This is a genomic window from Enterococcus sp. FDAARGOS_375, assembly GCF_002393265.1.
In the GTDB taxonomy this organism is placed as follows: domain Bacteria; phylum Bacillota; class Bacilli; order Lactobacillales; family Enterococcaceae; genus Enterococcus_D; species Enterococcus_D innesii.
Window position 1 is genome coordinate 1,210,744 of record NZ_CP023515.1, and the last position, 13,832, is coordinate 1,224,575.

Sequence of the window (13,832 nt, forward strand, 5' to 3'; positions counted from 1 at the left end):
ACAAAAAAATCAAAGGCAGTCGATGCAACCGCCTTTGATTTTTCTATAAACCAATGTTCATTCAGTCTTGCAAAAAACGTTTCATAAAGGGACTTTTTATTCATTGAAAAAAGCAATGAAAGGGTTTCTAGCGATACCGTTTCTTAATGTGAAAAGCCATAGGTTTGATCGGATGAAACATGACGGCTTGGTCGCTTGTTCAAGCGCTCGATTCCTTCTTTCATGTCTTGCACCAGATCCATTGCCATTTGCATACTTAAATCTGCCCGACAGACAAAGCGTTGGATATTGATATGTGATAGATTATCAGGTAATGGATAGGTAGGGACTTGCCAGCCTTTCATCGCAAATTCATCCGTCAAATCATACAGATTCCAAGAAATATCGGCATCTTCTTTTAATTTGTAGCAGACGATCGGCAACCGTGAACCATCATTATAAATATCGAAGTAACCCATGTTTTCAATCTCTTTTGCTAAATATTGGGCAACATCACTGGTCTTTTTGTGGATCAAGCGGTAGCCTTCAAACCCATTACGGATAAAGGTGTAATATTGTCCGATGATTTGGCTGGCACTTCTTGAAAAGTTGATGGCCATCGTTGGCATTTCACCGCCAAGATAACTTACTTTAAAGACCAGCTCTTCTGGTAAGAAATCTTTTTCTTTCCAAAGCACCCAACCGATACCAGGATAGACTAACCCATATTTGTGTCCAGACGTACTGATGGAACGAACGTTTTTCAAACGGAAATCCCATTCAAGTTCTGGTTCCATAAATGGTGTGTACAATCCACCACTAGCCGCATCCACGTGGATGTAGACTTTGTAGTCGGTGTGTTTGTTGTATTCCTCTAATTTCTTATCTAGTGCTTTGATATCATCGTATCGTCCAGTGTAAGTGATCCCTAAAATACCGACGACTCCGATCGTATATTCATCTAAATAGTCCGTGACCTTTTCGACATTGATGCTGCCATGTTCTTCATCGATAGGGATCGTTCGCATTTCAATGTCCCAGTAGACACAGAATTTTTCCCAAACGACTTGATAGGCAGAAGAAATCACTAAGTTTGGTTTTTGTTTATTGATATCTAAGCCAAGTTTTTTTGCCCGATTGCGCCAAGCAAATTTTAAGGCCAATCCACCTAGCATACACGCTTCACTTGAGCCTACCGTTGATGTACCGATAAAATCGGACGCTTCTGGGGCATGCCATAAATCAGCGATCATATTGACACAGCGGTTTTCAATTTCTGCTGTCCGTGGGTACTCGGTTTTATCGATGGCGTTTTTATCAAGGGTTTCACTCATGATTTTGACTGCTTCTGGTTCCATGTAGGTTTGACAAAACGTCGCCAAATTTTGTCTTGAGACCCCTTCATCGATCAATTGATCTTTGACTAATTCATAGGCATCCCGCGGTACCAAGGACTCTTTTGGTAATTTGTACATAGGGATCGCTTGATCCATTGCCTCATTCCCATAGATAGGCTCCAAATATTGGGCTTCTTTTCGATTTTTTTTACTAAATAACATGCAGCTCTCCTCCTCATAGGTTGTGCTTTTTATTTTTTATCGCTTGCTTTTTCACCTACATATTTATAGATGACAAACGGTATCACGACAATAATCAGCCAACTGATGATCAAGATGGCTAAATAGGTTCCACCCTTTCCGGAGCCGATATCGCTCGGTGGAAAGAAGGAAATAAAGAAAGAAAAAATAGAAACAAGCAAACCAACCATCGCAACACCAATTTTCACATTTTTCCCACCAGGAATATGATACGTTCTTGTTAAGTCGTCTTTTTCTTTGACTAATTTAATATAGGAAAGAAACAAGAGGACATAAGCCACCAGATAGATGCAGACCGTCAAAGCCATCGCAACGAAGAAGGATAGATTGGCGCCTCCACCGCCTAATGTCAAGACAACCGCCCAAATGGAAACAATGATGCCTTGTACCAAAACGATATTGATTGGGACATTGTGTTGATTGACTTTGGCCATTTGTTTTGGCAGCAAGCCATTTTCAGCTGCTTCAAGCATCGCCGTCGATGGGCCGACTACCCAAGCAGCAATTTCTGCAATGACACCTAAACAGATGACCACGGCAATCAAGCGAACCAGCCATTCTCCGCCGCCAAAATGATGGATCAAATAAGAATAGGCTTGAATCACGCCAGTATCAAGAGACAATTGATTTTGGGGAATCGTGGCAGCCACCGTTGCCCCACCTAACGTATCCAAAAGAATCGTTGCTACAACTAAAATCAAAATAGCTTTCGGGTAATTCTTTCCAGGATTGTCCATATCTTTTACGTGACTGGCAGAAGATTCAACCCCTGCATAGGCCAAAATAAAGGAAACAAAAACGACCAGCGTATTGATTTTCGTGAAATCAGGAATCCATGCGCCTGAGCCAAAGGAAACTTTGATGGGATTTCCTTGAGCAATGTAGACAATTCCTAGGATAAAAAGTATGATCCCAGTTGCGACGATCCCCACAAAGAACCCTACTTTGGCAATCTTCGCGGTATTTTTTGTTCCGCCAAATTGTGAGATCGTGATCAGCCAAAAGATCACTAAAGTGGCAATCAGCTTCAGCCAAACATTCGTATTAAGAGCCGGCCAATTTAGGGCATAGGAAAGCGCCCCAACAATAAAGTAAATCATCGTAATAAAGCCTACCGTGATTTGGAACCATTGGAAGAAAATGGCAGCAAAGCCCCATTTTCTCCCTAATGTTTTTGAGACCCAGGTATAGAGTCCCCCTTTTTCCCATCCTTTTACAGTAGCCATCTCCGCAGAGCAAAGGGCTACAGGGATAAACCAGAGGAAACCGCCGACGAGTAAATAAAAAACTAGATTCATCTTCGATGTCGCAAAGGTTGGATACTCATATACCGTCATCACCATTGAAGCAGTTATCGCAAAAAAACTCAACAATGATAGTTTTTTCTTGCTAGTATCCATTTTTTTCAACCTCCTATCGTTAGATACTATTTTTCAGCAGCGGAAGAAAGATCAATATGGTACGTATGTGTCAGATCGCCATCTGCTTTAAATTCGATTTCGATTGCTTTGATCGCTGGCAAACTTTGTTCTTGTGCTACTTTAAAGTGAATAAAGCCATCTTTGTGTTTGTCATGGGTCAAAATTTCATCATCTAAATAGTCCACAAATACTTCCGCTTCAATTTTCTTGCCATCATTCAACACCAAATATGCTTTGTCAGGTTTGATTTTTTTGTCTTTCGAATCTTCATTAAACAATTGATATTTCAGTGAAAGCAATGTTTTGTATTCTTTGTCTTTGTGTTTGAACGCTTCTACATTCACAATTTTTACATGGTTCACTAAAAAGCGAATGTGATCCCAACCAGCATTTTCATAATTCGTTTCATACCAAACAACATCTTTGACTTTCGGATCGATTCCCTTGGTTACGATTTCTTCAAAATACCCGTCATCACTCAATTTTTCACTTCCCACGATCACCTCATCTGAAGAATCACTGATCAACGTTTCGGTTCCTGACCCAGAGACCACTTCCCCTGACTCTTCCACTGTTGAGCACGCACCTAGAGTGAACAAAACGCCTACACCTAAAACGAAACCTGCAACTAATGATGTTTTTTTCATTGTAAATCCTGTCCTTTCTTTTATTATTTTTATTCCATCTCAGGTATACCATTTAACCAAAAAAAGCGAATACCTAATTTTTTATTTTAAAAACAAAAAAACGCGAAAAATACTTCGCGTTTCGGTGCTATCATGAAGTGCAGATAAGAACAATGACCATTGAAAAGAAAGGACTGAGATTTTTGAGAGCGCTTGTGGTCGTTATAACCGCCTTTTTGTTGGATATCAGCCCACTTTCAGCTGCCTTTTGTCTGGAAAGTACGGACGGACCTACTTCTAGCGCAACGATTTCTCGGATAGAAGTTGCCCAAAATGAGTGGGCGCCTACTGGGTCACAAAGATTCGTCGAAACGCTGATGCTTCCTGATGCAAAAGACAACGTGCTGACAGCTGACGGGCATTTTTTGAAAAGATCTTCCAAGCTTGCGACGAATAGACGAGGAGCAATAGCAGCTTGTAGGGTTCAAAAAACACCAAAAACCGCACGGGGCAGCTATTTTTTTCAGCGCTGTAGCTCTTCAACCCACACTGTTTTGTTATTGGAGAAATCCGGGCAAGCTCGGGCAATCAACCGTCCTTAGCTCTCATCCGAGTATGTGGTATCGTACATGACGCCTTCATCCACAGTGTTTTCGCAGTGATGGCACATAGGTAAGTCAAAAACAAATGATCCTCAAACGTTTATCCTCACGTGTATCCTAGACAAATCTACTTCCCCATCCTGAACACAAAAATAGCCACTACCTACTTTCCACTTACTTGTGCCATCCTCTGCTTGATAAAACGATCAACATTTTTTGATTGAAAACAAAAAATTGCCTATTCTGTTTTGATCATTTTTTAGTGATCGATCATTGCTTAGCTAGCTAAGCCCCCCAAACCTCAAGCAGCCCCCGAAACTATTTTTCGGGGGCTGCTTGGGGTGAGCTTTTCATTCAAATCGGAAAGTTTTTTGGATACAATTATATATCAACTGCAGAAACTGCCAAATCTATTGCGAATATTTAAACTATCTAAATGACTTCAATCAAACATATTTTTAAAATTCTAAAATATAGCTAAACGAACATCAAATCTTTTACTCATATGGATAAACAATTAAAAGTAGTCTTTAAAATCGTGATAACTGCTGCCATCACAAAGAAAGAAGAGACGACATGCGCAATAATCGGTTCTCCACTATTATCTCTGTATCAAAGGCTACCCCTTTATTTCAATTAAATGATAGAAAGAGTGATCAAGGCAATCCCAAAAGTGATGCCATCTAGAACAAACCATTCTTTTTTACCTTGAGACGCCTTGGTAGCAATCAAACAACTTACTCCATAAAGAATCAATAGAATTCCTATGTTTATGGGAAAAGTTAACCAAGCTGTCAGGGCATTAACAAATAAGAGAAGCATCAATGGTAAAATATAAAATAATGCATACCACTTTTTTAAATAGTGCGGCAGCTTCTGGTAATTTGAATACATCTATTTATCCTCACAATTCATTTCATATTGGTCATTTATTTCTGTTATGAGCAGTAAGTACTTTCGTTATAAAATGAGACAAAACAAAGCTTAGGATGATAATCCCAAAAGTAATAGCAAAAGATAAAATCGTATTCTCCAGTAAATTAGCAAATAAGGGCAGCTTAATATACAAATAACACCCAATTGCCGCAATAATACTACCTGCTAAATAGAAACAAAGCAGTTCAGTGACTGTTTTTGAAGAATGAACGTTTCGATCAACTGATGAAAAGTCGCCATTTTGAAAAGGTATTGGTGATCCAGTTTGTGAAGGATCAGATTTTGTATTCATTACGTTAAAGGAATTACTAGATAGATTGCTAATTGAATGTTGTTTTCTATTCTTTTCGTGATTGTTCATAGCTATTCAGACCTGCTTCCCTAAAAAAATTCATTATTTTCAATTCCTTCAAAATAATCTCAATGCCATGATTTCATGCATTTGTGCTATTGCATCTACTCAAAAAAATCTATATTTTCAAAACCAAGTCGAATCAACAGCACGTTGTAGGGTCATCGGTCCATGTTTTGCTTCATATATAAAATCTTTTGACTGTAATCCAGTACGCTCCTTAAAAATTTTCTCAAACATAGAAGAATCGTTAATGGGATCGTCATTGTGTGTCAAAGTCAATATATAGTGTTTCTCTTTTGGTTTACTCCAGACCCCCATATTACTTAAAGAAGCTAAATCAAGCGGTGGCGTATTAGAAGATAAATTAATCGTATACTGGCGTCTATGCAAAACATCATTTATTTTCATAAAGCACTTCCTTAATTAGTTAGTATTTCCTCAAACATTACAGATCCAAACAAACAATATTTACCTTTTCATTTAAATACAAACGTACATCATATTATATTGCGTTCCTCTTAAGCATTTTTTCAAGAGAAGCTTCGCTATCTTTCAAAACTAATTTACAGATGTTACTAGTCAATGCACGTATGATTTCTGTTATAAGTTTCGAGATCCGCACTCTTTCTTTTGTGATGAAAAGTGGTGTTTGTATGAGTGATTTTCCTTTTTAAGGGATACAAAAACAGCTTCAGTTCTTCCTATCTCTAAAATAACAAAAAACCAAATAACCACTAGAGCATACTAACAAAGGAAGCCCGACATGAAGCATGGCAATTCCTAACGGATAATTAATAGCAAGATCAAGTTGGATATTCTTAAGTTCTTCTTTGCTGATTGTGTCAAAATCTTGAATAGGGATCAAAATCGTCTGTAAAAAAAGGCCAACGATCGTCATAAAAAGGCTGATCCCAAAACAGCCAATTGCAAATTTTTTCATAAGAGTCCTCTTTTCAGCATACACTTTCTTACTGTATGTTCTTATTATACATACCAATCATTAAAAAAAGAACCTTAAATTATTTTTTAACATTAATTTTACAACAATAAAAAGAAAATGAATCAATCAGTGAATAAAAAATTGACAAGACTCAATTAGTACTATATAGTTCTATTATGGAAAATTATAAACGTTCAAATAAAAACCGAGTGATCGAAACAGCCGCCAGCCTTTTTCTCAAAGTCGGCTACACGTATACCAGTATGGATGAGGTCGTGCAACAAAGCGGTGTGTCAAAATCAAATGTCTATTACCACTTCTCAAGTAAGGAGGAATTATTACTAGCAGTGATTGATTTTTGGATCATTATATACCGAGAAAAACTAGAAGACATTTTGAAACAGACCAATCTAACTTTAGAAGAAAAAATGCTGACCTTTCTACAAAGTTTGGCTGAAGAAATTGAAGAGCGGGACTATCAAGGCAGCTGTCCCTTCATTACTTTCATTATGCAAGCGCCGAAAAATGATCGGCAGGTCCAAGAAAAAATCAATCATTTTTTTGATTATTTAACGCGTATCTGCGAGGGATTGATTCAAGAAGGAATAAATACTAAAGCATTTCGTGAAGACATCAACGTCAAAGAAACGGCGGAGATTTTTGTAAACAACCTTGAAGGGGCACTCTTTTTAGCAGAAGTAAAAAAAGAGAGTCAGTATCTCACTACTACAGCCAAAAATTTATTTAAATTACTCGTTTAAGAGTAATTTTTTTATATAAAATTAGGACTAAATAGTTCTAAAAAGGAGAAAATAATGAATATTTTAATTATCGGAGCAACTGGGTTTATTGGCAAAGAAATCGTCAAACAACTCGCAAGGGAAGATGTTTTCTTAACATTACTTGTCAGAAATTCAGCGAAAGCAAGACCATTGCAAGCATTAGCCCCTGAAAAAATAGCGTTGGTAACAGGCGATTTAACAAAAGAAAACTTAGGCTTAAATGCGATCGACCACGAACGAGCAATGCACTGCAACATGATTCTTCACTGCGGCGGTCCGATGGATATCACCTTATCAGAAGCAGCCGCGAAGAGCTCCTTTTTAGAAGGCAGCAAAAATCTCATGTCCCTTGCAAAAGAAATCAACAAGAGAAACAAATTGAAAAAGATCATCCACGTAGCTGGGTACATGAGCCCATTCACGGATGATGCTTCTGTCTGGGAAACGACGGATGTATTCAAAGAGGTGCATCCAGCGTTACTTGGAACCCCGCCCTATGAGCAGATGAAGTTTTTATCTGATATTTATATTCGACAAGAAGCGAAAAAGCACCATATTCCTTTAGCAGTAATCAATCCGCCAACCGTCATCGGTGATGAGCAAACAGGCAGCACCGAACAACTCGAAGGCTTTGGCTTATTTATAAAAATAATCCGAAGTGGAGCCTTACCTGTTATCCCCGGAGGAACCGACTATCGACTGCCGTTGATCAATAAAAATGTACTCGCTCAATTTATTGTCAAAACCATATTCAATGAGACAAAAGACGAAATGACGTATCCCCTTGTTGCCGATAAACACGCCGATAAAGAGATCGTTCAACTGATGGGACTGATTTCTGAAAGTCTTAATCGAAGCAAACCTCGTCTGAGCGTTCCTTTTGGTTTACTCAAGTTCGTTATGGCAGCTGGCGGAAGCAAATTAACGGGTATTCCTGAAAGCAGTTTAAACTTTTTAACCAATAGAACCTTTGACAATCGGCTGACAAAACGCGATTTTGAATCGGAACTGATTAAAAAAATAGCAGCATCAAACATCCTGCTAGCAGTAGCTGACATTGATTTTCGCTTGACCTATGGGGAAGAAAGCCTAACACCCTACACACGCATAGCTGTCGACGAAGCGACGGTCTATCAATTGGAGGGCTCTGCTACTCCTCTCGTGCTTTTGCATGGCTTATTTAGCGATGGTACCGATCTCTTTCAACTGGGACTAGCATTGAATAAGCAAACAGGCAGAAAAATTATCATTGCAGATTTACCAGGATTCGGAAGATCTCCGTTTATTAAAAAGCAACAGCTGTTGACACCATATCTTGAGTTGATACGCTCACTAAAGAATATCCTGCCTGACGGCTCTGTCTTTATCGGCCATTCTTTTGGTGCCGCCTTGTTATTAACAGCCGCTGAACAGCGCTTCTTTTCAGAGAACGATCAACTGATTCTTTTACAACCACCTATTCACAAAACCGATTCGGTCCCTGCAACATGGCTCAGTAAACTAGCTTTAAAGCATGCATCTGAACGACAATTACTCGCCTATTTCACAAAAAAAGGACTGCTGATAGACGAAGCAGCCTCTTCTAGTGAATATTTAAAAAGAGTGAAGAAGAGTGTTCGTTCTTCACGGATAGTCAACACAACACTTCAACTAAATCGGTTGTTAAAAGAAATGACCCTTCACCAAAGAATAGACCCTTCAATTCCGATCATATGGGGAACCGAGGATAAAAGCTATTTACCGCCAAGAGAAACGACTAAAATAGTCGATCTGCCATTGGGTCATCATTTTCCAATCAGCCATCCGCAAGAAACAGCTGATGTGTTGGTAGAGTTAATCGAAGGGTGATTTTAGGGAGGCATGATTTTATTAAGTACGCTAATCTACTTACGAAAATTCCTACTTAATATAATTAGTTATTGAAAGGTGTCCCTCTCTTTGATGAGAATAGTGTCAGTACCTTCCTAACATCCTCCATATAAGAAGATATGTTCCTCTATGAAATAAATTTACATGAAAAATCTATCCATAGCTCTTCTGGCGGCACGGACATCCACAATTGTTAGCTTTCCAGAAGAAACGATTCTATCAGGAGCCTGCTCTACTATTTTTGATGAAAATAGTATCGGAGTCAAAATTGGTATTATGCCAAGAGACTCTTGGTTATCGTTATAAAAAAATCAGATAAACAAAAAGTTAAGATAAGAAAACTATCTAGGATAAGTAAATAAAATGGTATCTCTCCACAATAGCTAAGTAATAAAAAAGAAGCTAATTATAAGAAACGATCCTTTGATTAGCTTCTTTCCATGTTAGAGAGAGTAATAAAGCGAATAAATTATACAAGAAATGTAATAAAATCCAGGGTATTATAGTCCCGTACACTGTATCGAATAATTTCTAAAAAATTGCATAAAGAAATTCGCAAAAGTCATTTCTGAACAGTAAATTTAATAGATTCATCATCTATATTCTGTTGTTCGGGAGTTGATTTTGTGTAATCTACATGGTCTCTGTGAAGGTTTCCATCTCTTACCTATCAAGAAAGAGAAGCTTGGCTGAAGTCTTTTTTAAATAAAATAAAGTACCCGGAAATAAATCCCGCATACTTTATTTTTTTAGATCTTACTCTTTATTCACTTTTCTTTTTTTCCAAAAGAAAATTACACCTGTCAGAAGCACAATTATGACACCTGCTACTAATTCAACTACTGATTTATTTTCATTTGTTTTAGGAAGTGTTACCTGTTTCTTACTATCAGGAGTTGTTTTTTTCTGATTCTCTTTCTCTTGTTCTGGTGTCGCATGCGTTGAATCATCTGCAGGTTTTTCTTGGCTAGGTTTTTCTTTTACTGTGACTGTAGCCGTTACCGTAATTCCATCATAACTATACGATACTTCATAGCTACCTGCTTTGCTCGGATCAACTTGACTGGCGTCTACTGTCAAGTCTTCGTACACGACTTTCTTTCCTGCTTTGTCTAATGCATGGTCAAAATTTTCTTTTGCCGTCCATTTATCTCCCACATAAATCGTAGAATCATGGACATTGATGGCTGTCATTTTCTCTTTAACCGTAATGACCGCTGTACTCGTTACACCATCATACATATAGGTAACTTCGAAGGTTCCTGCTTTACCCATATCTGCTTTACTAGCATCGACCGTTAGAGCTGAAAAATCAACATTGTTGCCATCTTTGTCTAACGCACTATCGAAATTATCTTCTGCTTGCCAGCTATCCCCCACGTAGATCGTTGAATCATGGACATTGACAGCTGTCATTTTTTCTTTTACCGTGATAGTCGCTGTACTCGTTACACCATCATACGTATAGGTGACTTCAAAGCTCCCTGCTTTACTTGTATCTGCTTGACTAGCATCAATCGTCAGATCTTGGAAATCTATTGAATTACCATCTTTATCTAACGCACTATCGAAATTATCTTCTGCTTCCCAATTGTCTCCCACATAAATCGTAGAATCATGGACGTTGACGGCTGTCATTTTTTCTTTAACCGTGATAGTCGCTGTACTCGTTACACCATCATACGTATACGTGACGTCAAAGCTCCCTGCTTTGCTCGTGTCGGCTTTACTAGCATCGACCGTCAGATCTGAAAGTGCAACGTCGTTACCATCTTTATCTAACGCACTATCAAAATTATCTTCTGCTTCCCAGCTATCCCCTACATAGATCGTTGAATCAGAGACATTTATGGCGGTCAGACGAGGCTTAACAACTATTGTTGCATCCTTGGTTAGATTATTGAGAGTATAACGAACCGTATAAGTACCCGCTGTCTGTGTGTCTACTGTACCAGAAACAATCCCGCCGTTTGCCAAAAATTCCTCATAGGTTAGCTGTTTCCCTTCTTTTGATGAAGCCTCGATAAAGTTATCGATCGGTGACCATGTGTCCTGTGTATGAATAGTACTATCTTTAATCGAAATATCGGTATAATCAATTTGCGCTTTCTGATAAACATAGGTAACAGTAAATTCACCACGTTGAAATACTCCAATAGCATTAGAAGGCAACTTACTTGTATCTAGCTCATATCCAGGAATTTCTGGAATGTAGTCACTAGTTGAAACGTCATAGGGCTGATTTGTACTATTATCAATTCGACGTGAAGGGTAGATTTCATTACCTGATTCATCTACATACTTAATAGTTAAATGACTGTTTGTAAAACGAATATTGTATGCAGCTGTAAATAGGTCATTCCCGTTAGCATCTTTGTAAGGAATAACCACAGTAAACCCAAAATATTCAAAATCATCAGGGCTCCAACCTTGAGTGAAATTACTCCATGACATTTGTAAAGTGTTCACTCCTATTACTGGATTGCTATGTGATGAACCTGTCATGAAATATTGCTGATCCGATTTGTACTCGTAAAAATTTCCGTCATCCCCACCTAAAAAAAGACGAAAATATAGTTCATCCTCTATATATTTTTCAGGAATAGGTAAGTCGATTACCAATGGTTGAATCTTAAGAGGATCATATTCAACTGTTAAGTCGTAAGTGAACGTCTCTGAAGCTTCCATTGGAGCCATAAGCATCTTCGTGTCTGTTTTATCTATTTGATTCTGGTCAGCATTATCTGTCACACTTTCACTCGTATCGGTTTCAGATGACTGACTATCGGATAGTTCTTTACTGTCATCCGATTGCTCCTCATTCATAGCAGCATCATCTTCTAGACTGCTTAACGTTTCATTCTCCAAAAGGTTTTCCTTAGCTTCACTTTCAGAAAATACATCTTTGTTATCAGGCGCCGGTTCCTGATTTTCACTTTTTTCAAAGCTATTCAAAGGTTCCGATAAAAGATTGGCAGCTTCTTGTTCCTGAGCGGGTGCTATTCCGAGCGTATCTGTCAATCCTTGTACTGGATTCATTACAATTGACCCAAACAATAATCCAACTAAAAAAAGGTGCATATGTTTATTTTTCATTTTTTTCTCCTCGTTTCGATTTAACAAACGGCATCTTAGCATTAAACTACGCATTTTAATTTATTAAAAAAAAACACCTAACAACGGTTATTACATAAAATTATTTGCTAAATGCTATGATTTATAATGTCTATATCACAAGTGCGTAACCTACAATTCAAGGGAGGCTTACTATCTATTATTTCTTCATCTTAACCATCTCATCCTTATAATTATATAATCCAAAACTATAAACGTACTTTTTCTATTATCCTTTTTTTTTGTGCATAGGAATTTCTATTTTTTTCATGGAACTAAAATATTAGAACTGCAGACTTTGGATGCTTCTCACTAGAGAACTGACATTTTGGTATAACAGTGTACGAGAATTGTGTTTTAGAAGAAGATATATTCCATATTTTTCATAAGCTATTGACTGTGTGGTTACCCGACACGATATACTTATCCTCAGGAGGCTACTTATGAAATTACTTACAACAAGTGAACTAGCATCATTGTTTTCTATTTCGAAACACACCATTCGACACTATATTGATATCGAATTGCTCACACCAAAGGAACGGAATGAAAACGGGTATTTTTTCTTTGATGAAGAAAATGTCTACAAACTCTATCAGATTCTCGTTTTTAAAAATATTGGTTACTCGCTTCGTTCCATCAAAACCATTTTGACCCAATCAAACATGGCACCTTTTTTTATTGAAGCCGAACAAACGATCCAAAAAAAGATCGATGAATTACTGGCTATAAAAAATACCGTACACGCCGTTATCGAGGCCCAAAATTCCTACAAGTTAAACGAAATAAGTTTCTTCGAGAGGTCCGATCGTTATTTTCATTCTTTTCCAGAATCAGTTGTTGAAAATGGCGAGGTGGATTTGATAAAAGCCAATAATATGAATCTATCCTCTCTCGATCAAATTTTTTATGTTCATCATGAAAATGAAGATATACCTTGTCTTGAAAGTAAAAAGGAAGAAGGGGAATTTACTTTTACTAAAGGGACTTATGCAAGTATGAGTTTTATCGTGGAGACGGAAGATTGTATCAAGCAAAATATCGACCTTTTTTTAGCGGACAAACTGCTATCTGTCAGAGATATTTCTCAAAATCAACTTTTATTTTTTGAAAACGTCTATTGCTCATTAGCCTATAACAGCGCCACTATTTTTACTGTAGAAATGAAATTGTGAAAGAAGGAATCTACTATGTTTTTAGTAACAACCGAGACCATTGCAGACCAAAAAATCAGTGAAGTAAAAGGAGCTATTTTTAATGAACAAGTGATTTCCGTGAACATCGTAAAGGATGCCATAAGTGGGATCAAAGGGATATTTGGTGGAAAATCTACTACCTATTCTGATGAATACTCTAAAGGAAGAAAGTTGGCTCTATTGGAGTTGGAAGAACAAGCGCATCGCTTATCGGCAAACGCCATAGTCAATACGCATATCAGCTACAATCAATTTGTAAATTCAGATATTATGTTAATTGTGGTGACAGCCAGTGGAACAGCGGTTGTTGTTGAAGACTAGAGAATTCTGTATGTTTCTATAAAAAGCGGTTCAAAATAAAGTAGACACGGTGCGGATCACCGTGATCTGATTTATTTTCTATACACTTAAAAG

At 37.7% G+C, this 13,832-nt stretch carries 13 protein-coding genes; 5 read left to right on the forward strand and 8 right to left on the reverse strand.

Annotated elements, in window-relative coordinates; translation table 11 throughout:
* Window positions 1-143: 143 nt before the first annotated feature.
* From CO692_RS06855 to CO692_RS06865, 3 genes are read right to left on the reverse strand one after another with little or no spacing between them, the layout of a single operon-like run.
* Complete coding sequence (locus tag CO692_RS06855) at window positions 144-1,538, reverse strand: glutamate decarboxylase (RefSeq protein ID WP_005233215.1); 1,395 nt, start codon at window positions 1,536-1,538, stop codon at window positions 144-146.
* A 29-nt stretch (window positions 1,539-1,567) separates the two neighbouring features.
* The gene (locus CO692_RS06860) at window positions 1,568-2,977 is read right to left on the reverse strand and encodes an amino acid permease (protein ID WP_010748933.1); all 1,410 of its coding nucleotides are present in this window, start codon (window positions 2,975-2,977) and stop codon (window positions 1,568-1,570) included.
* 26 nt (window positions 2,978-3,003) lie between these two features.
* Window positions 3,004-3,645: a hypothetical protein gene (locus CO692_RS06865; RefSeq protein WP_015510550.1), complete on the reverse strand. Its 642-nt coding sequence runs from the start codon at window positions 3,643-3,645 to the stop codon at window positions 3,004-3,006.
* 152 nt (window positions 3,646-3,797) lie between these two features.
* Here CO692_RS06865 and CO692_RS06870 point away from each other — a divergent pair, with 152 nt between their 5' ends.
* Complete coding sequence (locus tag CO692_RS06870) at window positions 3,798-4,226, forward strand: hypothetical protein (protein WP_186366407.1); 429 nt, start codon at window positions 3,798-3,800, stop codon at window positions 4,224-4,226.
* Window positions 4,227-4,862: 636 nt separating this feature from the next.
* Here the strand turns inward: CO692_RS06870 and CO692_RS06875 are convergent.
* The 4 genes from CO692_RS06875 to CO692_RS06890 form a co-directional block, all read right to left on the reverse strand.
* Window positions 4,863-5,120: a hypothetical protein gene (locus CO692_RS06875; RefSeq protein WP_081117146.1), complete on the reverse strand. Its 258-nt coding sequence runs from the start codon at window positions 5,118-5,120 to the stop codon at window positions 4,863-4,865.
* A 31-nt stretch (window positions 5,121-5,151) separates the two neighbouring features.
* Window positions 5,152-5,523: a hypothetical protein gene (locus CO692_RS17890; RefSeq protein WP_096741896.1), complete on the reverse strand. Its 372-nt coding sequence runs from the start codon at window positions 5,521-5,523 to the stop codon at window positions 5,152-5,154.
* Window positions 5,524-5,640: 117 nt separating this feature from the next.
* Window positions 5,641-5,925 (reverse strand): hypothetical protein, encoded by a 285-nt coding sequence (locus tag CO692_RS06885; RefSeq protein ID WP_086338784.1) that lies wholly within the window; start codon window positions 5,923-5,925, stop codon window positions 5,641-5,643.
* A gap of 283 nt (window positions 5,926-6,208) precedes the next feature.
* Complete coding sequence (locus CO692_RS06890) at window positions 6,209-6,457, reverse strand: hypothetical protein (RefSeq protein ID WP_096741897.1); 249 nt, start codon at window positions 6,455-6,457, stop codon at window positions 6,209-6,211.
* Between the two features lie 176 nt (window positions 6,458-6,633).
* Between CO692_RS06890 and CO692_RS06895 the strand changes: the two genes are divergently transcribed.
* Window positions 6,634-7,218, forward strand: coding sequence for a TetR/AcrR family transcriptional regulator (locus CO692_RS06895; protein WP_087628122.1), 585 nt, complete (start codon window positions 6,634-6,636; stop codon window positions 7,216-7,218).
* Window positions 7,219-7,272: 54 nt separating this feature from the next.
* The gene (locus tag CO692_RS06900; RefSeq protein ID WP_096741898.1) at window positions 7,273-9,087 is read left to right on the forward strand and encodes an alpha/beta fold hydrolase; all 1,815 of its coding nucleotides are present in this window, start codon (window positions 7,273-7,275) and stop codon (window positions 9,085-9,087) included.
* A 777-nt stretch (window positions 9,088-9,864) separates the two neighbouring features.
* Here the strand turns inward: CO692_RS06900 and CO692_RS06905 are convergent.
* Window positions 9,865-12,204, reverse strand: coding sequence for a bacterial Ig-like domain-containing protein (locus CO692_RS06905; RefSeq protein WP_192940730.1), 2,340 nt, complete (start codon window positions 12,202-12,204; stop codon window positions 9,865-9,867).
* A gap of 461 nt (window positions 12,205-12,665) precedes the next feature.
* Here CO692_RS06905 and CO692_RS06910 point away from each other — a divergent pair, with 461 nt between their 5' ends.
* Together CO692_RS06910 and CO692_RS06915 are read left to right on the forward strand one after the other, a co-directional pair.
* Window positions 12,666-13,397 (forward strand): MerR family transcriptional regulator, encoded by a 732-nt coding sequence (locus tag CO692_RS06910; RefSeq protein ID WP_074934191.1) that lies wholly within the window; start codon window positions 12,666-12,668, stop codon window positions 13,395-13,397.
* 15 nt (window positions 13,398-13,412) lie between these two features.
* Complete coding sequence (locus CO692_RS06915; RefSeq protein WP_096741900.1) at window positions 13,413-13,739, forward strand: YbjQ family protein; 327 nt, start codon at window positions 13,413-13,415, stop codon at window positions 13,737-13,739.
* Window positions 13,740-13,832: the final 93 nt, after the last annotated feature.

Coding starts and splice junctions, on each gene's coding strand:
- CO692_RS06855 (WP_005233215.1), bottom strand. CDS start 1,538: ATGTTATTTAGTAAAAAAAATCGAAAAGAAGCCCAATATTTGGAGCCT.
- CO692_RS06860 (WP_010748933.1), bottom strand. CDS start 2,977: ATGGATACTAGCAAGAAAAAACTATCATTGTTGAGTTTTTTTGCGATA.
- CO692_RS06865 (WP_015510550.1), bottom strand. CDS start 3,645: ATGAAAAAAACATCATTAGTTGCAGGTTTCGTTTTAGGTGTAGGCGTT.
- CO692_RS06870 (WP_186366407.1), top strand. CDS start 3,798: ATGACCATTGAAAAGAAAGGACTGAGATTTTTGAGAGCGCTTGTGGTC.
- CO692_RS06875 (WP_081117146.1), bottom strand. CDS start 5,120: ATGTATTCAAATTACCAGAAGCTGCCGCACTATTTAAAAAAGTGGTAT.
- CO692_RS17890 (WP_096741896.1), bottom strand. CDS start 5,523: ATGAACAATCACGAAAAGAATAGAAAACAACATTCAATTAGCAATCTA.
- CO692_RS06885 (WP_086338784.1), bottom strand. CDS start 5,925: ATGAAAATAAATGATGTTTTGCATAGACGCCAGTATACGATTAATTTA.
- CO692_RS06890 (WP_096741897.1), bottom strand. CDS start 6,457: ATGAAAAAATTTGCAATTGGCTGTTTTGGGATCAGCCTTTTTATGACG.
- CO692_RS06895 (WP_087628122.1), top strand. CDS start 6,634: ATGGAAAATTATAAACGTTCAAATAAAAACCGAGTGATCGAAACAGCC.
- CO692_RS06900 (WP_096741898.1), top strand. CDS start 7,273: ATGAATATTTTAATTATCGGAGCAACTGGGTTTATTGGCAAAGAAATC.
- CO692_RS06905 (WP_192940730.1), bottom strand. CDS start 12,204: ATGAAAAATAAACATATGCACCTTTTTTTAGTTGGATTATTGTTTGGG.
- CO692_RS06910 (WP_074934191.1), top strand. CDS start 12,666: ATGAAATTACTTACAACAAGTGAACTAGCATCATTGTTTTCTATTTCG.
- CO692_RS06915 (WP_096741900.1), top strand. CDS start 13,413: ATGTTTTTAGTAACAACCGAGACCATTGCAGACCAAAAAATCAGTGAA.